Annotated in this window: 19 protein-coding genes and 1 pseudogene; 6 read left to right on the forward strand and 14 right to left on the reverse strand. The window is 42.6% G+C overall.

The annotated features are described in order from the left end of the window. Positions 1 to 283: 283 nt before the first annotated feature. The 5 genes and pseudogenes from Q9R21_RS10085 to Q9R21_RS10105 form a co-directional block, all read left to right on the forward strand. Positions 284 to 1,729, forward strand: a pseudogene (locus tag Q9R21_RS10085) (circularly permuted type 2 ATP-grasp protein); the annotation flags it as partial. Between the two features lie 22 nt (positions 1,730 to 1,751). Beyond that, a complete protein-coding gene (locus Q9R21_RS10090; RefSeq protein WP_311204393.1) occupies positions 1,752 to 2,354 on the forward strand; it encodes an alpha-E domain-containing protein in 603 nt (200 codons plus the stop codon). Then, complete coding sequence (locus Q9R21_RS10095) at positions 2,351 to 3,130, forward strand: transglutaminase family protein (protein WP_004278799.1); 780 nt, start codon at positions 2,351 to 2,353, stop codon at positions 3,128 to 3,130. Before Q9R21_RS10090 ends, Q9R21_RS10095 begins: the two co-directional genes overlap by 4 nt. Before the next feature lie 13 nt (positions 3,131 to 3,143). After that, positions 3,144 to 3,878: a proteasome-type protease gene (locus Q9R21_RS10100; RefSeq protein ID WP_004278798.1), complete on the forward strand. Its 735-nt coding sequence runs from the start codon at positions 3,144 to 3,146 to the stop codon at positions 3,876 to 3,878. Between the two features lie 81 nt (positions 3,879 to 3,959). Next, positions 3,960 to 4,352, forward strand: coding sequence for a BLUF domain-containing protein (locus Q9R21_RS10105; RefSeq protein ID WP_311204394.1), 393 nt, complete (start codon positions 3,960 to 3,962; stop codon positions 4,350 to 4,352). Between the two features lie 86 nt (positions 4,353 to 4,438). On the opposite strand, the gene alr is transcribed toward Q9R21_RS10105, so the two are convergent. The 12 genes from alr to ppsA all read right to left on the reverse strand — a co-directional run bounded on the left by alr (position 4,439) and on the right by ppsA (position 17,555). After that, positions 4,439 to 5,509, reverse strand: a complete 1,071-nt coding sequence (gene alr / locus Q9R21_RS10110; RefSeq protein WP_311204395.1) for an alanine racemase — start codon at positions 5,507 to 5,509, stop codon at positions 4,439 to 4,441. 49 nt (positions 5,510 to 5,558) lie between these two features. Further along, complete coding sequence (gene dnaB, locus Q9R21_RS10115) at positions 5,559 to 7,001, reverse strand: replicative DNA helicase (RefSeq protein WP_044108866.1); 1,443 nt, start codon at positions 6,999 to 7,001, stop codon at positions 5,559 to 5,561. Between the two features lie 216 nt (positions 7,002 to 7,217). Then, the gene (gene rplI, locus Q9R21_RS10120; RefSeq protein ID WP_004278793.1) at positions 7,218 to 7,664 is read right to left on the reverse strand and encodes a 50S ribosomal protein L9; all 447 of its coding nucleotides are present in this window, start codon (positions 7,662 to 7,664) and stop codon (positions 7,218 to 7,220) included. A gap of 9 nt (positions 7,665 to 7,673) precedes the next feature. Then, entirely contained in the window at positions 7,674 to 7,901 is a 228-nt protein-coding gene (gene rpsR, locus Q9R21_RS10125) for a 30S ribosomal protein S18 (RefSeq protein WP_004278792.1), read from the reverse strand. A gap of 12 nt (positions 7,902 to 7,913) precedes the next feature. After that, positions 7,914 to 8,300, reverse strand: a complete 387-nt coding sequence (rpsF, locus tag Q9R21_RS10130; RefSeq protein WP_004278789.1) for a 30S ribosomal protein S6 — start codon at positions 8,298 to 8,300, stop codon at positions 7,914 to 7,916. A 437-nt stretch (positions 8,301 to 8,737) separates the two neighbouring features. Further along, positions 8,738 to 9,616: a heme o synthase gene (gene cyoE, locus Q9R21_RS10135; RefSeq protein WP_311204396.1), complete on the reverse strand. Its 879-nt coding sequence runs from the start codon at positions 9,614 to 9,616 to the stop codon at positions 8,738 to 8,740. A 10-nt stretch (positions 9,617 to 9,626) separates the two neighbouring features. After that, the gene (locus Q9R21_RS10140; RefSeq protein WP_004645410.1) at positions 9,627 to 9,953 is read right to left on the reverse strand and encodes a cytochrome o ubiquinol oxidase subunit IV; all 327 of its coding nucleotides are present in this window, start codon (positions 9,951 to 9,953) and stop codon (positions 9,627 to 9,629) included. Next, entirely contained in the window at positions 9,953 to 10,573 is a 621-nt protein-coding gene (cyoC, locus tag Q9R21_RS10145; RefSeq protein ID WP_004278786.1) for a cytochrome o ubiquinol oxidase subunit III, read from the reverse strand. The genes Q9R21_RS10140 and cyoC overlap by 1 nt, the downstream gene beginning before the upstream one ends. Before the next feature lie 4 nt (positions 10,574 to 10,577). Then, complete coding sequence (gene cyoB / locus Q9R21_RS10150) at positions 10,578 to 12,566, reverse strand: cytochrome o ubiquinol oxidase subunit I (RefSeq protein ID WP_311204397.1); 1,989 nt, start codon at positions 12,564 to 12,566, stop codon at positions 10,578 to 10,580. 3 nt (positions 12,567 to 12,569) lie between these two features. Then, positions 12,570 to 13,664, reverse strand: a complete 1,095-nt coding sequence (gene cyoA, locus Q9R21_RS10155) for a ubiquinol oxidase subunit II (protein WP_004278784.1) — start codon at positions 13,662 to 13,664, stop codon at positions 12,570 to 12,572. Positions 13,665 to 13,962: 298 nt separating this feature from the next. Next, complete coding sequence (locus Q9R21_RS10160) at positions 13,963 to 14,760, reverse strand: RDD family protein (protein WP_311204398.1); 798 nt, start codon at positions 14,758 to 14,760, stop codon at positions 13,963 to 13,965. A gap of 416 nt (positions 14,761 to 15,176) precedes the next feature. Further along, the gene (ppsA, locus tag Q9R21_RS10165) at positions 15,177 to 17,555 is read right to left on the reverse strand and encodes a phosphoenolpyruvate synthase (RefSeq protein WP_004278782.1); all 2,379 of its coding nucleotides are present in this window, start codon (positions 17,553 to 17,555) and stop codon (positions 15,177 to 15,179) included. A gap of 154 nt (positions 17,556 to 17,709) precedes the next feature. Between ppsA and Q9R21_RS10170 the strand changes: the two genes are divergently transcribed. Beyond that, positions 17,710 to 18,546: a pyruvate, water dikinase regulatory protein gene (locus Q9R21_RS10170; RefSeq protein ID WP_004278781.1), complete on the forward strand. Its 837-nt coding sequence runs from the start codon at positions 17,710 to 17,712 to the stop codon at positions 18,544 to 18,546. A 246-nt stretch (positions 18,547 to 18,792) separates the two neighbouring features. On the opposite strand, the gene Q9R21_RS10175 is transcribed toward Q9R21_RS10170, so the two are convergent. After that, positions 18,793 to 19,356 (reverse strand): flavoprotein, encoded by a 564-nt coding sequence (locus tag Q9R21_RS10175; protein ID WP_311204399.1) that lies wholly within the window; start codon positions 19,354 to 19,356, stop codon positions 18,793 to 18,795. Between the two features lie 343 nt (positions 19,357 to 19,699). Then, a complete protein-coding gene (locus tag Q9R21_RS10180) occupies positions 19,700 to 20,704 on the reverse strand; it encodes an LLM class flavin-dependent oxidoreductase (RefSeq protein WP_253158835.1) in 1,005 nt (334 codons plus the stop codon). Positions 20,705 to 20,841 lie beyond the last annotated feature (137 nt).

The raw sequence follows: 20,841 nt of genomic DNA on the forward strand, positions 1-20,841 counted from the left end.
TTCGCAAGTCCCTCTGTGCAACATTTGTCCTACAATTCTAAAACAACTTGGTCGAAAATGGCATTGAGTTCAAAGGGCATTTATTAGATTAATGGTAATTGAAATACAGATGTCATGGCATGGATATTGCTTTGATTTAATTATAATAGATGATAATACGGGGGTTTGTATGCTTAAAGGAAATCAGGATACAAATGTGATTGAAACAATTGATAAATTTAGTTCCCAGAATATTGGAAAAAATTTTATAGACACTAAAACTATAGCGGTATCTACTACAACAAACCCACAACTTTTACTGCAGCAGTTGTCTTCAAAGTTCTTTAATGAAATGCAGGATGAGCATGTGCTGTCCAGTCAGGCAGGTCAAAGGCTGGAAGAATGGTTATCGCAACATACGCTGGATGAACTCAATGCACTGAATCAGGTAGCAAAAGAACATTTTTTACATCACGGTATTACCTTTACCGTTTATGGCGATGAAGAAGGTGTAGAGCGCACCATTCCCTACGACATCATTCCGCGAGTCATAGACCGGAAACAGTGGAATATGGTGGCTTTAGGTTCGGCACAACGGGTACGGGCGCTAAATTTATTCTTACATGATATTTATCATCAACAGGACATTTTAAAAGCCAATATCATTCCTGAGTTGCAGATTTTAACTCATGAGGCCTATCAGCCGCATATGTATCAACATAGCTTGAAAGGTGGGATTTATAGCCAGATTAGTGGAGTTGATGTGATCCGTGATTCCAAGGGCGAGTTTTATGTCTTAGAAGATAATCTCAGAACGCCATCTGGCGTGTCTTATATGCTGGAATGCCGCAAGATCAGTGAAAAACTCATGCCAAAAGTATTCGAGCAGTCCAAGATTGCCGGAATCGAGCAATATCCACAATTATTGAAAGAAATCCTGATCGAAAATGCCTACGTCGACAAGCCATTTGTCGTGGTGCTGACCCCAGGACGTTTTAATAGCGCTTACTATGAACATGCCTTCCTTGCAAGGGAGATGGATGTACCATTGGTAACATCACGTGACCTTTTTGTTGATGACTCGAAGGTTTATGTAAAAACCATACGTGGTCGCCAACGAGTCGATGTTATTTATAGACGGGTCGATGATACGTTTCTTGATCCTTTATGCTTTAAACCGGATAGCACTTTGGGTGTCGCTGGCTTGATGTCAGCTTATTTGCAAAATAATGTTGTGATTGCCAATGCACCGGGAACCGGTGTGGCAGATGACAAATCGGTTTATCCATATGTCGACAAAATGATTCGTTTTTATTTGGGCGAGCAGTCAATTCTAAAAAATGTTCCGACTTATCAATGTCGTAATTCTGAAGAATTAGACTATGTCGTGGCTCATCTGGATCAGATGGTGGTGAAAGAAGCGCAGGGTTCGGGCGGTTATGGCATGCTCATTGGACCACAAGCGTCTAAACAGCAAATTGAAACTTTCAGGGAGAAAATTTTAGCTGCGCCGCATTTATATATTGCGCAGCCAACTTTGGACTTATCGGTTAGTCCGACTTTGACCAATTTTGGTATTGCTGAACGTCATATCGACTTACGCCCATTTGTATTAAGTTCGCCTTATCGTACTGAAATCGTACAGGGTGGCTTGACCCGTGTGGCGATGCAGCCCGGTTCACTGGTGGTGAATTCATCACAAGGTGGCGGTATCAAAGATACCTGGGTAGTCGACAATTTACATTCATAAGATTCCAAAGAAGGAAAATGTCATGGTTTTGCTGAATAGCAATGCACAACATATTTTTTGGTTAGGGCGTTATTTATCTCGCACTCATTTTTTATGTGCGCGCTTTCCATTTTTAGAAGACGAAGCGGCAGTAGCGTATGCCCATGCTTTCTGTTTGCCTGCCTTTGATGCCAGTTCCCTAAATGAGCTGGTACTTGATCCTACGCAAGTGGCGTCTTTTAGCCAGCAGTTTAAAGTAGCTAAAGACAATATTCAGGAATTACGCGGGGTGCTGTCTGCTTCAGGCTATGCGGAACTGATGAAATTGATCAAAACCGCAGACAAAAATGCTGGTTATATCTGTGAAGTGGTGACGGAATGTAAAGATATTCTGGAAGCCGAATCTTCCGATATTTTTCTGTTTTTTAGTCTAGGGCAATGTGTCGAACAGCTCGATCATCAGTTACGTCTGGGTGAAGAAACCAGTACTACACTCTGCAAGATTGATTATGTGGTCAGAATTTTGGTAGAGATGGGCTGGAATGATCTGGAACAGTACTGGGAGCAGTTGCGTACAGAACCGAACCGGATTCAGTTTTACCAGTTTAGCGACCATATTCATCAACTGTTTGAGGCAGATGTATGAAATTGATGGTGAATCACCAAACGCATTATATGTACACGGCCGAGGTGAGGAACAGTATTCAGTACATTAAAATGATGCCTTCGAGCAATGCGCATCAGCGGGTGCATTCCTGGGATATTAGTGTGCCGGGTAATAAAGAAATCCGGAAAGATGCATTTCATAATCTGTGGATGACCTGTAGCCAGCGGGAGCCTTATTATTCCCTGACTATCATGGCGCAAGGGATTGTTGAACTGAATCCTGCGCATCAGAGTGGACTGAATGATTCAATCAATCCCAATCTTTTTCTACAGCCGACCGAATCAACCCAATGTAATGCAGCAATGAAAGACTTTGCACAACGTCATGTTCCTGCATTAACCCGTCAGCATTTGATTGGACTGGCACAGGCCTTGCTGGAGCATGTGCCTTATATTTCAAACAGTACTTCAGTGCAAGGCTCTGCAATAGATGCCTTTGAGTCCAGACAGGGCGTCTGTCAGGACCATAGTCATATTTTCATTGCCATGTGCAAATATTTAGGTTTACCTGCCCGATATGTTTCTGGTTATTTATATGCACAAAATGCTTCGCATCTGGCCAGTCACGCTTGGGCAGAGGTGTTTGTAGACCAGACATGGTATTGTTTTGATGTCAGTAATCTGTTATTTACTCCAAGTTCGCATGTTTATGTGGCGATTGGACGGGATTACTGGGATGTGGCACCGGTACGAGGTGTCAGAGAAAAGGGCGGTGTGGAATCCATGCATTCCATCGTTCAAGTACTAGGATGTTAATAAGGACGAATGAATGACGTATTGTTGTGCACTACGTTTAGAGCAAGGTATGCTTTTTATCAGTGATACCCGAACCAATGCCGGAGTAGATCACATTTCTGTATTTCGAAAGTTGTATACCTTTGGTATTCCTGGGGAACGTATGATCGTCATACAGGCATCCGGAAATCTGGCAACAACACAAGCGGTAATTGGGCATATCAAAAATCAGCTCGAATTAAAGCAGGAACCCAATATCCTGAGTCTGCACACCATGTTTGATGTTGCTGAGCTGGTGGGAAGTATGCTGAAAAAAGTGATTGCGAATGTTACGAGCGATATTTCGGAACAAAGCAATTACTATTGCAATCTGCTGGTCGGTGGGCAACTTAAAGATCAGGATATGCAGCTTTATCATGTCTATCCACAAGGGAACTTTATCTGTGCCACACGCGATACGCCGTATTTCCAGATTGGCGAAAGTAAATATGGCAAGCCGATCCTGGATCGTGCGCTGACTTATGATATGCCGCTGGATGAAGCTTTGCGCTGTTCCCTGATTTCATTTGCATCGACCCTACGTTCCAATGTATCGGTTGGTATGCCCCTCGATGTGCTGGTCTATAAAAAAGACAGTCTGATCATGCCAAGAGGCAAGCGTATTGCCGAAGATGATGAGTATTTCACGTCAATCAGCCGGCAATGGTCAGAGACCTTGAAAAAAGGATTGGCGGAACTTCCGGTTCCCTCTAATGAGTATTTCTTATAATAAACCTATCCGGGTTCAGGTTTTTCGCGTACAGTGTTAACTTCTATGCATCAGGTATAATAAAAAAAGAGGAGTTAGCACATGTACCAATTTTGTTATGCCAGTAAAAGTACTTCTCCCAAACCTGACTTACTTGAAGATTTGGCGAATATCCTGAAAGAAGCTCGTGATTTTAATTACCAGCATCAAGTGACAGGTGTACTGTATTTCGCAGATGGTCATTTTTTTCAATGTCTCGAAGGTGAATGTCCCACTTTAAAAAGTCTGCTGGTGGAGCGACTGAATAAAGATCCTCGCCATCAGGATATTAAATTATTTGAGACCAAGGAAATTGAATATCCAAGTTTCCCGGACTGGTCCATGAAATATATTTCCAAACGTAGTCAGATCCAGCAATTCTGTCGGGAAATGGGATTTGATGACTTTAATCCTTTTGCCTTTCAGCAAACTCATGTCGATGCCTTATTAATGTAATTATGCATAGAACAGGGCGAAGAACAAAAGTCAGCCTAAAGAAAAAGCCCAACATAAGTTGGGCTTTTTTTAGTGTGAAGACTAGATCAGACCATTTTGCGTAGTGGACGATTGCTCAGTCGGCATAATAGTTCATAACCAATCGTGCCATTCGCTTCTGCCACATCGTCAATCAGACGGGTTTTACCCCAAAGTTCAACTTCTGTGCCCAATTGCACATCTAATCCTGTGACATCAATAGCGATCATATCCATCGCTACGCGGCCAATCACGCGAGTTTGCTGGCCATTAATCGCGACATAGTTCTGTTTAGGGAAAGCGCGAGGGTAGCCATCACCATAGCCAATTGAAACAATGGCCAAAGTCATGTCTTGATCTGCGGTGAACGTCGAACCATAACCGACATGCTCACCCGCTTGAATCTCATTCAAGGCAATAATCTCGGCAGTAAAGGTCATGACCGGTTTCAAATCCAGGTCATGTACATCACGGTCTGCAAATGGAGTCGCACCGTAGAGCATGATCCCGGGACGGACATAGTCAAAATGCAATTCTGGATATTTATAGATTGCAGCCGAGTTACAGCAAGAGGCTAAAATTGGGGCACAGTCATTTTTAATTTCTAAGAATTGACGGATTTGTTCATCATTCAGTGGATGCTCAGCATCGGCATTGGCAAAATGCATGGCAAGCACGCAAGTAAAGCCTGCGGCTTTTAGCGTATGAATTACATCTTTGATCACATCAATCTTAAAACCTAATCGGTTCATGCCGCTGTTCAGTTTGACCCAGACTTTAAGTTCTTTGGCGATATAGGCATCTTTATGTGCAATTAACCAGTCGACTTGTGCCTGTTGATGCACAATGACTTCAATATTTTGTTCAATTACGATTGGCATCTCATCTGGTGAAAAAACACCTTCGATGAGCGTGATCGGCTGTAAATAACCTAATTCACGAATTTCCAGGGCTTCTTGCAGGCAGGCAACACCAAAGGCATCGGTTTCGTTTAAGGCTGCTAAGCAGTCTTTAACTCCGTGTCCATAAGCATTGGCTTTCACCATGCTGACGATTTTCGCGGTTGGGGCAAGTTGTTTGACACGGTTTAAATTATATTGCAGCGCAGCGCTGTCAATATAAACTGTAGCTTGACGCACCCTAAATTACTCCTAGAGGGACGATGGAAATGTGATGACGAGAGCTTGATTACTCTTCGTCATCATACTGAGCATAGAACTCAGGTGAGAGATTACTAAAGCGGGTATATTGACCTTCGAATGCCAGACGCACGGTACCAATCGGGCCATTACGTTGTTTACCGATAATAATTTCGGCGGTGCCAGCTTCCTTGGATTCCTTGTTATAAACCTCATCACGGTAAATAAACATGATCAAGTCGGCATCCTGCTCGATCGCACCGGATTCACGCAAGTCGGACATCACCGGACGTTTGTTTGGACGGTTTTCCAGCGATCGGTTGAGCTGTGACAGGGCAATTACCGGACATTGCATTTCCTTCGCTAAAGCTTTTAAGCTTCGGGAGATTTCCGAGATCTCGCCGACACGGTTATCGCCCATACCGGGTACTTTCATCAGCTGCAAGTAATCGACCATGATACAGCCCAGCTTTCCGCCATGCATTTTGGCAATACGACGCGCACGGGCACGTAATTCTGTTGGTGGTAGCGCAGAAGAATCATCGATATACAGATTTTTTTCTTGTAAATGCACAATGGTACTGGTGACTTTTGACCATTCATCACTGTCCATTTTACCAGAACGTAAATGTCCCTGATGCACGCGACCAAATGATGAAATCAAACGCATGGCGATGGAGTCGGCTGGCATCTCCATCGAATAGACCAGAGCAGGCAGGTTATTATTGAATAAAACACTTTCGACCAGATTCATGGCAAAGGTGGTTTTACCCATGGAAGGACGCGCTGCGACAATAATCAGGTCACCGGATTGCATGCCGGAAGTTTTGTTATCCAGTTCCACAAAACCAGTAGTTAAACCGGTAATGCTGCCTTCCATTTGCGACAGTTCATTTAATTTATCAAATACGTCTGCGACCACCGAGTTGATCGGCTTAGGGCCTTGCGCTTTGGCATTGTTATTATGCTGTTCAGCAATTGAGAAAATATTCGTCTCAGCCAGATCCAGAATTTCACTCACTGTGCGGCCTTTGGTGTCATAGGCATTTTGTAAAATTTCGGAGCTGACTTTAATCATGCTACGCAGGGTAGAGAATTCTTTAATTTTGCCTGCATAGGTTTCCAGATTATAGAAACTTGATGGCGAATCTGCCATCAGCTGCATCAGATATTCTTCACCACCAATGGCATCGAGTAAATTCTGTTTGATGAGCCAGTCATGCACCAGAACCGCATCATAAGGTGAGTTTTCTTTAGAGAGCTGCTCAATGGCACGGAAGATATATTTATGTCGGGTGGCATAAAAATCATTTTCGGTCAGTACATCACCGACCTGCTCAAAAGATTCAGCCACAGTCATTAGGGCAGCAAGTACAGCCTGTTCAATTGCTAAATTGTGGGGTGGAGTACGGAACTCCTTGAGATTGCTATTTTCAGTAACAATTTCCGGTTTAGCAGGAGCTACCTTTTTGCTGGCATTCGCCTGTGACATATAAATCCCTGATTTTAAATACAATGGTTAAATATCGTCGGAGATGAATAGCGTTTATTCACTACGAGATGAAATGATACGCGCTCTGATCAAAAATGCGAAGTGCAATTTTTTGTAAACACGAATAATAAAATGAATTTGACAGTGTTGGCTAGATTATATTTTTTAGAGATAAAAAAAGAGCATGCTTTCGCATGCTCTTTTTGAGGCGAGAAATTACTCAGCTACGATAGTAACTAGAACTTCTGCAGTAACATCATGGTGCAATTGGATTGCGATGTTAAATTCGCCAGTGTGACGAAGCGCGCCATTTGGAAGACGTACTTCAGCACGGTCTACTTCTAGACCAGCATTTGTCAACGCGTCAGCGATGTCACGAGTACCGATAGAACCGAATAGTTTACCTTCATCACCAGCTTTCGCAGTGATGACGATGTTCACTTCGTTCAATTGGTCAGCACGTGCTTGAGCAGCAGCCAAGATAGCAGCTTCTTCTTTCTCAAGTTCAGCACGACGAGCTTCAAAAGCAGCAGTGTTTGCTTCAGTTGCAGCAACAGCCTTACCTTGAGGGATAAGGAAGTTACGGCCGTAACCAGCTTTAACTGAAACTTTATCGCCTAGTTTACCTAGGTTTTTAATGCGTTGTAATAAGATAATATCCACAGCTCAACCTCACTTATGATTGTCAGTGTAAGGGATCAAAGACAAGTAGCGAGCTTGTTTGATAGCTAACGCTAATTGACGTTGGTAACGAGCTTTAGTACCTGTAATACGGCTAGGAACAATCTTGCCGTTTTCAGTGATGTACTGTTTTAAAGTGTCGATATCTTTGTAGTCGATGTACGTAACGTTCTCAGCTGTAAAGCGGCAGAACTTGCGACGACGGTAAAAACGTGCCATGTTATGTTCTCCTTAAGCTTCAGCAGAGTCTTGAGCGTGTTGTGCTTCTTCACGTTGAGCTTTACGCGCACGTTTTTCTTCAGCACTCTTCGCCAATAGTGACTCTTCAGTGATAGCGTTTTCACGACGGATGATAAGGCTACGAATGATTGCGTCGTTATAACGGAACAATTCTTCAAGCTCATCAAGAGTAGTTTGACCACACTCAACATTCATAAGAATGTAGTGAGCTTTGTGGATCTTGTTGATTGGGTAAGCCAATTGACGACGGCCCCAGTCTTCAAGACGGTGGATTTGACCTTCAGCTTCTTTGATGTGAGTTAGGTAGCGTTCTACCATACCAACTACTTGATCGCTTTGATCAGGGTGTACTAAAAGTACGATTTCGTAATGACGCATTGTCAGCTCCTTACGGTTTGGACAGCCCCAATTTAAGTAAATTGAAGCAAGGAGTCACAACCAAAGTTGTGTCGCAGTGTTTGCGAAGGGGGAATTGTAGTGATCTTTAGGGATAATTTCAACCAAATAAGACATTTTTGCGAAATTATATCTATAGTCAGATCTTTTAATAGAAAACCACATTAACTTTAAAACAGCAGGGTTCGACTGCTTAAATTCAGCAAATGTACTATTGAGAATATCAAGTGGCTTTCTCTAACTTAAAATCTGCATACACATTATCAATGTCAGGCTAAAACCAAAAAACGGTAAATTTATCAGAGATAAGAAAAGAGAGAGAGGTTCTAAAGCAGAGATTTTGATTCTGCTCTACAGATACTTGGAATGGGGGCTAGGAAAAATCAAAATAAAAAAAGATAGAGACTAACTCTATCTTTTTAAAAAAACACAATCTGTGTAGATGGTGCAGTTGAGGTAAAACTAAAGATAATACTGATGACAGTAATCAGGATCACCGAGAACAAGAAATATTTCTTTGCCCAAAGTTGATCATTTTCAGCTTTAAAGCCAATGACACCGATATACAACCAGTAAATGCACAGTAAGTTTAAAATCACTGCATAGAACCAGTTGGCATAACCAAAGACAAATAACGCATTCATGGTTAGTGTGAATAACACCACATAAACCAGTGATTCAATCTTGGTACGATGAATCGAACGCGCCACAGGCAAGATCGGAATGCCTGCATTTTTGTAATCATCAAAGCGGTAAATCGCAATCGCCCATGAGTGAGGCATTTGCCATAGCGCATAACCTAAAAAGATCAGTAACGCACCGAGGTCAAATTGATTGGCTACTGCGGTATAACCAATGATAGGCGGAGCTGCACCAGAAATACTGCCTACAACAGTTTGATGAATTGTGGTTCGTTTTGTCCATAGGCTGTAAAAACCAACATATACGACAAAACCAATCACCGCGAATAAGAAAGCGTACGCATTTACCCAGAACCATAAAAGACTAAAACCAACGATGCCTAATACCAGAGCAAAGGCTAGAGCAACAGGTTCGGAAATGGTTTTGGTGACCAGTGCACGGTTTTGAGTGCGCTGCATTTTTTGGTCGATGTCCTGGTCAATCACGTTGTTGACCACACATCCTGATGCTACGACAAGCGTAGTACCGAGAAGGGTAATAAGCAGGAGAAGGAAATCTACAGAACCTTGGGTGGCTACGAAGTAGCCACCCAAAGTGGTAACAAAGTTACCGAAGAGAATTCCTGGCTTAGTCAGGAATAAATACTTTTTCAGCATGACGACCAGTTTAGATCATCATGTTGTAGTGTAGGTAATTCATGATCCATACAGAACCCACTAAAAGAATAGCGATAGTTAAGATGGTATACACGAATGCAATCACGTTCCAGCGTTGCTCTGAAGAAGAGTTCATATGCAGGAAGTAAATTAACTGCACAAGAATCTGAGCAACCGCAGTAATCGCGATGACAGTAATCAAGATACCACGGCCAAAACCGCCTGCCATCACCATACCGAATGGAATTACGGTAAGGATGACAGAAAGGATGAAGCCAACGGTATATTGCTTAACGTTACCGTGTGATTCGCCAGCAGCGTTATGATCGTGACTCATTACAGAACTCCCATCAAGTAAACTACGCTGAATACACAGATCCAAACGATGTCAAGGAAGTGCCAGAACAAGCTTAGGCAAGCTAGACGACGCGTGTTTGCAAGAGTCAAACCATATTTCTTGATTTGAACCATAAGCACGATCATCCAGACCAGACCAGAAGTTACGTGAATACCGTGCGTACCTACCAAAGTAAAGAACGCAGATAAGAACGCACTTGTGCTTGGACCGTGACCAGCATGAACTAAGTGATTGAACTCATATAGTTCCATGCCGATGAAGATAGCACCGAATACCCAAGTAATCGCTAACCAAGTCAGTACTTTTGCAACGTCTTTTTTGTATGCAGCAAGAACTGCAAAACCAAAGGTTACAGAAGAGATCAAGAGGGCGAAGGTTTCAGTAAGAACGAAACCTAAAGAGTCGCCAAACAGGTCTCTCGCACTTGGAGTACCCACAGGAATGTGGCTACTCAAAACAGCGAACGCAATGAAGAGTGTACCGAACAGGACAAGGTCACTCATCAAGTAAGTCCAGAAACCAAAGACGGTGATGTCAGTATCATCGTGATGATGATGCTCATCGTGTCCGTGGTTATCGTGATGAAGTACTTCAGCCATTGTCTTAGTCCTTCTTCAAGTGTTTTTCAAGAATCGCATAGCGTTCGTTTTCAATACGCTCAACTTCAGCAGCTGGAACATAGTAATCCACTTTCTTGGTGAAAGAAGACACGATGAAGCTGATGATTGCAGCAATGAACGTAACAACTACTAACCACCAGATGTGCCAGATTAAACCGAAGCCCATAACAGTGATGAACATCGCGATAACGAAACCGGCAGCACGGTTAGTCGGCATGTGGATATCTTCGTACTTCGTTGGTTTTGCATACGCAACACCATTTTCTTTCTCGATCCAGAAAGTATCAATACCATTGATCTTTGGAAGATGAGCAAAGTTATAGAACGGAGCAGGAGAAGATGTCGCCCATTCAAGGGTACGACCATCCCATGGATCGCCAGTCAAATCTAGACGCTGGTCACGTTGTAGGAAACCAACCACGATTTGCATGATGAAACATAGAATACCTAGTGCAACCAGAACCGCACCAAACATCGCGATATCTACATACGGGTCCCATTCTGGGTTGTCAAATGTATTCAAACGACGTGTCATACCCATGAAACCAAGGATATAAAGTGGCATGAATGCAAAATAGAAACCGAAGAACCAGAACCAGAACGCTGCTTTACCCCAAGTCTCATTCAGTCTCCAACCGAACATTTTCGGCCAGTAGAAGATGATACCTGCGAACATACCGAATACCACACCACCAATAATTACGTTATGGAAGTGAGCAATTAGGAATAAAGAGTTGTGTACCAGGAAGTCCGCTGGTGGAACCGCCATCAATACACCTGTTAAACCACCGATACCGAAAGTTACCAGGAAGCCTAGTGTCCATAGCATTGGAGTGGTGAAAACAATACGACCCTTGTACATGGTGAACAACCAAGAGAAGATCTTCACACCTGTAGGAATCGCAATAATCATGGTCATGATACCGAAGAACGCGTTAACGTTGGCACCAGCACCCATAGTAAAGAAGTGGTGAACCCATACAACGAATGACAATACTGTGATTGCTACTGTTGCATACACCATTGATTTGTAACCGAACAATGCTTTGCGCGAGAAAGTCGCAACAACTTCTGAGTAAATACCAAATGCTGGTAAGATCAGAATGTATACTTCTGGGTGACCCCAAGTCCAAATCAAGTTCACGTACAACATTGGACTACCGCCCAAATCATTGGTGAAGAAGTGGAAACCGAAGTAACGGTCAAGCGTTAACATTGCGATTGTTGCAGTCAACACCGGGAAAGCCGCAATAATCAATACTGCTGTACATAAAGATGTCCAGGTAAAGATTGGCATTTCCATAAGTTTCATGCCAGGCGCACGCATTTTGATGATGGTAACGAAGAAGTTAACACCCGTTAATAGCGTACCTAGACCTGAAATTTGCAGTGCCCAGATGTAGTAGTCCATACCTACGCCTGGAGAATATTCGATACCAGACAGTGGAGGGTATGCCATCCAACCTGTTGCAGCGAATTCACCTAACGCAAGTGAAACCATCATCAGACCCGCAGCACCGGCGAATAACCAGAAGCTGAGTGAGTTTAATAATGGAAATGCAACGTCACGTGCACCGATTTGAAGCGGTACAGAGATGTTCATCAAACCAACAACAAGACCCATTGCCACGAAGAAGATCATGATCACGCCATGCGCGGTAAAGATCTGATCGTAATGCTCAGGGTGTAAATAACCTTCGCCGCCACCTTTTGCAAGGAACTGCTGAAGACGCATCATGATCGCATCGGCGAAACCACGCAAAAGCATGATCACAGATACGAAGATATACATGATACCAATTTTTTTATGGTCTACAGATGTGAACCATTCGTTCCACAGGTAGCCCCATTTTTTGAAGTAGGTAATACCAGCAAAAACTGCGATACCACCCAGGATCATCATTGCAACAGTTGCCAATACGATTGGATCGTAAGGAATTGCATCTGGACCTAACTTACCTAAGAAGCTCATGTCTTATTCTCCTTGAGAAGCAGTCGCATGTTCACCAGCTACATGAGCTTCAGAAGCAGCCGCTTCGTGAGCAACAGCATCAGTCGCTGCAGCTTCTACAGGAGCTGAATGGTCAGCACCGTGATAGTTACTCATATACTTGTGAATCACAGATTCAAACAAACCTTGCTCTACAGAAGAGTAGTAAGTCACAGGATGTGGCTTAGTAGGGTAAGGCTTCATTGCTTCAGCAGCAGCCTTCTCTTCAGGAGTTTCAGCTTTTGCAATAATCGCTTCGATCTGGTGTTTACCACGGTTGCCGTCACGTAAAGTTGCAAATTCAGCTTGGTCTAGAACAGTTTTTTGTACTGCATTAGGGTTAACTGAAGTACCGTTTCCTGCCTGAACAGCAGAAATCCATTCAGCGAATTGAGCATCAGTCACAGAATGTGCACGGAAGCGCATTTGTGAGAAGCCATAGCCTGAATAGTTTGAAGAGAAACCACGATAACCTTCAGCTGGACTAGTTTCATCAGCTAAGAAGTTAAGGTGAGTTTGCATACCTGCCATTGCATAAATCTGACCACTTAACGCCGGGATGAAGAACGAGTTCATCGTGAAGTTAGAGGTTAAACGAAGGCTTACCGGAGTTTGCTCTGGGAAACGTAATTCGTTAACAGTTGCAATGCCTTGCTCAGGATAGATGAAGATCCATTTAAATTGCTCAGCAATAACCTGAACAGTTAAAGGTGCTTTATCTGCTTCAATTGGACGGTATGGGTCATACTTGTGGGAACCCCACCAAGTTAACCAAGCTAAAATACCAATAATAATGACAGGGATACCCCATACCACAATTTCAATCGCAGTAGAGTGTGCCCATGTAGGTTTATAGTCTGCGTCTTTATTCGATGCACGATATTTCCAACCGAACCATAATGCCATGATGATTGATGGAATAACCACCAAAAGCATTAAGTAAATCGCAGTCATCATCAGGTTACTTTGACCTGCTGCAACTGGACCTTTAGAGTTCAGAAGTACCATATCACCACCACACCCGGTCAAGAGTGCAGTCATCGCAGATAAAGACAATACAGCTAAAATCGTTTGTCTCATTTTACAACCTCGGTGAAGAGTCCCATTCCCTAATTTAATATGGGATAGCGATTAAAGTGCATATGACAAAAAAGGCTGAATTTTACAAAACATCCTATTAATCACAATACACCGCTACGTTGTAGGGCATTATGCCTGAGATTCACGAACTAAGCTATATCTAGGGCGCTTTAAATGCCTGTAATAAAAACCGATTTTGCTGGTCTGGATTGGGGAGGATTTATGGGAATTTTATTTCAATTTCAAAGTTCTGTAATCAAAATGGGATGATATTCATCCCATTTTGTGTATTCTTGCACTATTGTTTCACAACTTGCGTTTTTGCGAGTTTATCGTGCAAGGTTTGACGTTTTTTGCCCAATCCGAAGGCCCAGTCAATAATTAAACTCAGTGGCATAAATACAATATTTAAAAATATGAAAAATACGCTACGAATAGTGAAGGCGCGCAACAGGCTGGTCTTTTCACCTGATTCTGCATCTACAATTTTGATTTTTGTAAGCTTTTTACCAATACTTTGGCCTGATTTTGCAATCAGAAAGGCTTGAATGGCCAACATGATAATCAAATAGACCGCTGTGGCAAGCCAGGCCTGCTGAGAAAACATCTCAAACATTTGCGTCTGTAATTGCTGAGCCAATGCGGGATCTGCATCGCTACTCAGCACGACATTCATGAATTCTTCATTCAATTGAGCAAACCGGGTTTCCTGTTCAGGGGTGAAAAATGCAGTCAAAATGAAGGTTGCTGGTAACCACAGTAACACGTCTACAATTTTGGCCAGGATACGGCTTGGAATACTGGCGAGTTCATTTTTTTGAGTTGCTGTTTGAGTATGAGGCTGTGAATAGGCCGAAGTCGTTGACTGATTGTTCTGGAATACTGGCGTTTCGGGTGTGACTGTCGGAGCGACATAACCTTCAGGTTGATATACCGATTTTCCTTGGGTAAGTTCACCTAAGGCTTTCCACTCTGTCATGCCTTGATGCCATGCCAGGTCAGTCAGCATGACTTGTTGATTCGCCAGCATCTGATTCAATTGCTCGAGCGTATATGGACCAGCTTGTTGATTGTTTCGGGCCAAGTAAATCTGCATATAGACTGAATCTCAATATATAAATGTGAACTGATAATAGCTTTGATCAAGATTGTATTGAATTCTGTTTTGAAAACAAACATCCTCTCATCGTAAGATATAGATTAATTGAGGATTTTCAATCATATTTGTCATTAAAAATGAGCCCATACAAAATTGCAAGGATCTGCATTCTTAAAAATATCTTCCTGAACATTCGATGGTTATTTATTATTGCCATTTTGATATGACTTTACTGTTGGTATTTGTTTGTCATTACAGTCTTTATGTGTTGATAAGCGTTGATTTAATTATATTTATAAATTCAATTGTTTAGCTTGTGATTGGGTCTTTAGTTATCAATTTTCAAACAATAAATCATAATATCTATCTCATAAAAAAGACCCTATCAAAGGGTCTTTTTTATTCACAATTGCTTATGCTTTTTGCACTTTTTCTTCAGCCAGGAAGAACCAAGTTTCAAGTACCGAGTCTGGGTTTAAAGACACAGAGTCGATACCTTGTTCCATTAACCATTGTGCAAGATCTGGGTGATCGGAAGGACCTTGACCACAAATACCGACATATTTGCCAGCTTTACGACATGCTTGAATTGCAAGAGAAAGCAACGCCTTAACTGCAGGGTCGCGCTCATCAAATAGGTGAGAGACAATACCCGAGTCACGGTCAAGACCAAGCGTTAATTGTGTCAAGTCGTTTGAACCAATAGAGAAACCATCGAAATGTTCAAGGAATTGATCTGCCAATAAAGCATTGGTTGGAAGTTCACACATCATGATCACTTTAAGGCCGTTTTCACCGCGCTTAAGACCGTTTAATGCAAGAAGTTCAATGACACGTTTCGCTTCAGCAACAGTACGAACAAATGGAATCATGATCTGAATATTGGTTAAACCCATTTCATCACGTGCTTTTTTCAATGCACGACATTCAAGTTCGAAGCAATCACGGAAGTTATCAGAAACGTAGCGACTTGCACCACGGAAACCTAGCATCGGGTTTTCTTCTTCTGGCTCGTATAACTTACCACCGATCAAGTTTGCATATTCGTTAGACTTAAAGTCTGACATACGAACAATGACTGGCTTGTCTGCAAATGCAGCAGCAAGTGTCGAGATACCTTCGACCAGTTTCTCTACATAGAATTCGATTGGAGATGCATAACCTGCAGTACGCGCCATGACTGCTGCACGTGTTTCACGTGGAAGGCTGTCAATATTGATCAATGCTTTCGGGTGAACACCAATCATACGGTTAATAATGAATTCAAGACGCGCCAGACCAATACCTGCGTTTGGAATTTGAGCAAAGTCAAATGCACGGTCCGGGTTACCCACGTTCATCATGACTTTAAATGGAAGAGCAGGCATAGACTCAATTGAATTCTTTTGAATTTCAAAATCTAGTGCGCCTTCATAGATAAAGCCAGTATCACCTTCAGCACAAGACACAGTCACTTCCTGACCGTCTACAAGAACTTCAGTTGCATTACCACAACCCACGATTGCAGGAACACCAAGCTCACGTGCAATAATTGCTGCGTGACAAGTACGACCACCACGGTTTGTTACAATCGCAGCTGCACGTTTCATGACTGGTTCCCAATCCGGGTCAGTCATATCAGATACAAGAACATCACCGTCTTGTACTTTGTCCATTTCTTTAATAGACGTCACAATGCGGACTTTACCAGAACCAATGCGTTGACCGATTGAACGGCCTTCACAGATCACAGTACCGCGTTGTTTCAACAGGTAGCGTTCCATGGTGCCGACATTTTCACGGCTTTTTACAGTTTCAGGACGCGCCTGAACGATGTAAATCTTGCCATCATCGCCATCTTTTGCCCACTCGATGTCCATTGGTGCACCGTAGTGGTTTTCAATGATCAGCGCTTGTTTAGCAAGTTCTTGTAATTCCTGGTCGTTTAAAGCGAACTGTTGGCGTTCAGCTTTTTCAACATCCACGACAACGACAGATTTACCTGCAGATGCTTCTTCACCATAAATCATTTTCTGGTGCTTAGAACCCAGGTTGCGACGAAGGATCGCGTGTCGGCCTGCATTTAAAAGCGGTTTAGAAATATAGAATTCATCAGGGTTGACGGCACCTTGAACAACCATTTCACCCAAACCATAAGATGCAGTAATGAATACTGCATCACGGAAGCCTGATTCAGTATCTAGCGTAAACATCACACCTGCAGCGCCAGTTTCTGAACGAACCATGCGTTGTACACCAGCAGACAGGGCAACTACATCATGGGCAAAGTTTTGGTGTACACGGTATGAGATTGCGCGGTCGTTGTACAAAGATGCAAACACTTCTTTGATTGCGATCAGAACGTTATCGATACCACGAATGTTCAAGAAAGTTTCTTGCTGGCCGGCAAAAGAAGCATCCGGCAAATCTTCTGCAGTTGCAGAAGAACGAACGGCAACCGCGATGTCAGGGTTGCCGTTAGAAAGTTCTGCAAATGCTGTACGAACTTCTTGTTCTAATGCAGGCGTAAGTGGAGTATCCACAATCCATTGACGAATTTTTGCGCCAGTTTCAGCAAGTGCATTTACATCATCAACATTGAGTGCAGCAAGCTCTGCATTGATTTTAGCGTTTAGGCCACTTTGCTCGAGAAATTCACGGTAGGCATCGGCAGTCGTTGCGAAACCACCTGGCACAGATACACCAGCATTTGATAAGTGGCTGATCATTTCGCCTAGTGATGAGTTTTTCCCACCGACTAGCTCAACGTCGTGCTTCCCTAATTTTTCCAGACCAATTACGCGCGCTTCCAAAGTTGTTACTCCACTTTTGCAGTATTAATCACTATCTCGGCATGAGAGTATAGCAAATCATCTAGGTTTTTGATTTTACTAAGCGACAGTCATGTAAGATCGGTTTACTATAAAGATTATATAGCACTAAGACAAATGTTGGAGGAGAATTTTAATGTCGGAAGGTAAACAAATTCAGCGTAGTGTTTTCTTTATTTCAGATGGTACCGCCATCACCGCTGAAACCCTTGGACACTCGCTGTTAGCGCAGTTTCCGCATGTGAAATTTGACATTCATATTATTCCTTACATTAGTTCCGAAGAGGCGGCCACAAACGTGGTGGCAGAGATCAATGCAAGAGCTCAAATCGACGGTGAAAAACCGCTGGTATTTGACACCCTGGTTGATCCCTATGTGCGCGACATTATTAACACCGCAAATGCAGTAAATCTTGATGTATTTGAAGGGCTTATTAGTAAGTTGGCTGATGAATTAGGCACGATTCCTACAACTTTAGTCGGGCAGACCCATGCGGTGACCGACTCTGAGTCTTATAAGGCCCGTATTGATGCTGTTCATTTTGCTTTAGATAACGACGACGGCGCACGTACCCGTCATTATGATAAAGCTGACCTGATCCTGATTGGTGTATCGCGTTCAGGTAAAACCCCGACCTCTATTTATCTGTCTTTGCAGTTCGGTATTCGCGTAGCAAACTATCCACTGACTGAAGAAGATTTGGACGATAACCGCCTGCCAGCCGTGCTGCGACCGCATAAAAACAAGCTGTTTGGCCTGATGATTGATGCGGAACGCCTTGTGGCCATTCGTTCTGAGCGTAAAGCCAATAGCCGTTATGCCAGCTTTAGTCAGTGTCAGATGGAGTTACGTGCGATTGAAGGCATTTATATTTCGGAAGGCATCAAGTACCTGAATGTGTCTGAAATGTCGATTGAAGAAATCTCAACACGTGTGTTGCAAATGACCGGTTTAAAACGTCGAATCGGTTAAGAAATCAGCCAGAGCCAAACTGCGGTTTGGCTTTGATTTATAGCTAAAAATTACAAGTAAGCATTGATTAATCGAAATAATGTATGAATTTTATAATTCTAAGAAAATACCAACTATCATATTCTGAAATATAAAAGAGTCTTCTTTGCTCATTTTGTTGAATAAATCATCATGTCGGTTCTTGATACGTAAATAAAAATCTCATTATCAGCTTACCAATTTTTCATTTTTACTCGCCAGCGTGAGTTATTTTTCTGCTAAATAAGTATGAATAATGATATCGACCGGATGCTGTTCACCATTAATACAATGAATTGTATTTTCCGAAATTTTCAGAATCGGCCAGGTAATCAGGTGGCAATTTTCACGTTGTAGGGCAGCATAATAATGATCTGATTTCAGATAAATTTTACGGGAAGATGCAAGATTTGGCATTAACTGGCGTCTTAGCCACAAATTCTGCACCTGATTTTCTAAAAACCGCAGAGAGAGTAGACTTTTAATGCGGTTGTTAAATAAGCGACGATTTTTACCAATTAGTGGATGATTAATAATCCGTTGCAGAATTCGGTCGGAACCAGGCAATACAAAAGCGGGATTAATCTGGAAAACTTTCACCGAACGGGCATATTGACTGATTTTATCCAGCTGGCTCACGGTAAACTGATCCGTGCCAATAATCGCAATATCTTTATCTGCATAATCCAATTCTAACAGTTCGGAAGAGGGCACTTTAATTCCATTAAACTGCTGAAAATGTTCGGGGCGATTTTCAAAAATACCAGCGTGTGGATCCTGCTTGGTAGACATTAGAATTCCTTGAATTTATTTAATAATTAATTTTCTTTGTATGAGATATAAACAAAAACTCAAGCCAGGGTAAAGTGAAAAATTTAACTTAGACAGTCATCTATTTGACCAAAATATAAAATCTGATTTTGTTGAGGCTGAATGGGTTTACAGGCGATCCAAAAAGAATGAATTTTAACTTGCTGAGATGGATGAAGGAAATGAAGTGTTCGTTCAAAGAAGAGGCTGTTTAATGGAGGAGGTCGATAGAAATGATTTTACTGGGATGTTTCTTTTAGTCATTTATCTTTAAAGGTGAAAAAACATCTACCCATTGCTGAGAATAGGTAGATGCAGCTTTCATTTACAGACCGTTTTTAATTTGCATCAACAGCTCAAAGTTGTGCAGACGTTTGTCAGTGTCATAGATGTCACAAGTAAAGATAAACTCATCCACGTCATATTTGGCTAAAAGCGATGCCAGACCGGCTTTAACGGTTTCTTTGGAACCGACCTGAGCCATGGCAAAGAAATTATCGACTGACATTTTTTCCGGCGGCGACCACAGACCTTCCATCGAATCAATAGGTGCTTTAAGTTTTAGGCTTTGCCCACGAATCAGTGATAAAACCCGCTGATAGGCACTGGTCGACAGATATTGTGCTTCTTCATCGGTATCTGCGACACAGGTCGGTACGCCCATCGATACATAAGGACGATCGAGATATTCAGACGGTTCAAAGTTTTCACGATATAATTGAATGGCCTGACCCAGCATACGCGGGGCAAAATGCGAAGCGAAGGAATAAGGTAGGCCGAGTTTTGCTGCCAATTGCGCACTAAACAGACTGGATCCTAATAACCATACAGGTACATGCGTGCTTTGACCCGGCGTTGCCACAATACGCTGTCCTGGAATTGGATCTTTAAAATATTGCAGAATTTCCAGAACATCCTGCGGAAATTGATCTTCGGTTTCCTGACGGCCACGACGCAGGGCACGCATGGTCATTTGATCTGTACCGGGTGCGCGGCCCAGACCCAGTTCAATCCGGTCCGGATAGAGCGTCGCCAATGTGCCGAACTGTTCAGCCACGACCAGCGGTGCATGGTTGGGCAACATAATTCCGCCAGAGCCTAAAGTTAAGGTTTTGGTATTCGCCAGTAAATAGCCTAAGAGAACTGCAGTTGCTGAACTGGCAATACCATCCATATTATGATGTTCTGCCAGCCACATCCGGCGATAACCCAATTTTTCTGCTGTTTGGGCAAGTTCCAGCGCATGGTTCAGCGCGAATTGAATGCTCTTGTCGTCACGAACAGGAACCAGTTCGAGTATAGAGAACTGGGTATCGTTAAGCGTACGCATAGTATTACTCTTAAATAAACATCTCTAAAAGCATACGACTTTAGAATGTATTTGTATATCGAAAAAAATCGATATAAGTGTAAACCAAAAGATAAAGATAAAAAATAAAGGCAAAAAAATAAGCATCCGAAGATGCT

The sequence above is a fragment of the Acinetobacter sp. RG5 genome (assembly GCF_031844265.1).
Lineage (GTDB): Bacteria > Pseudomonadota > Gammaproteobacteria > Pseudomonadales > Moraxellaceae > Acinetobacter.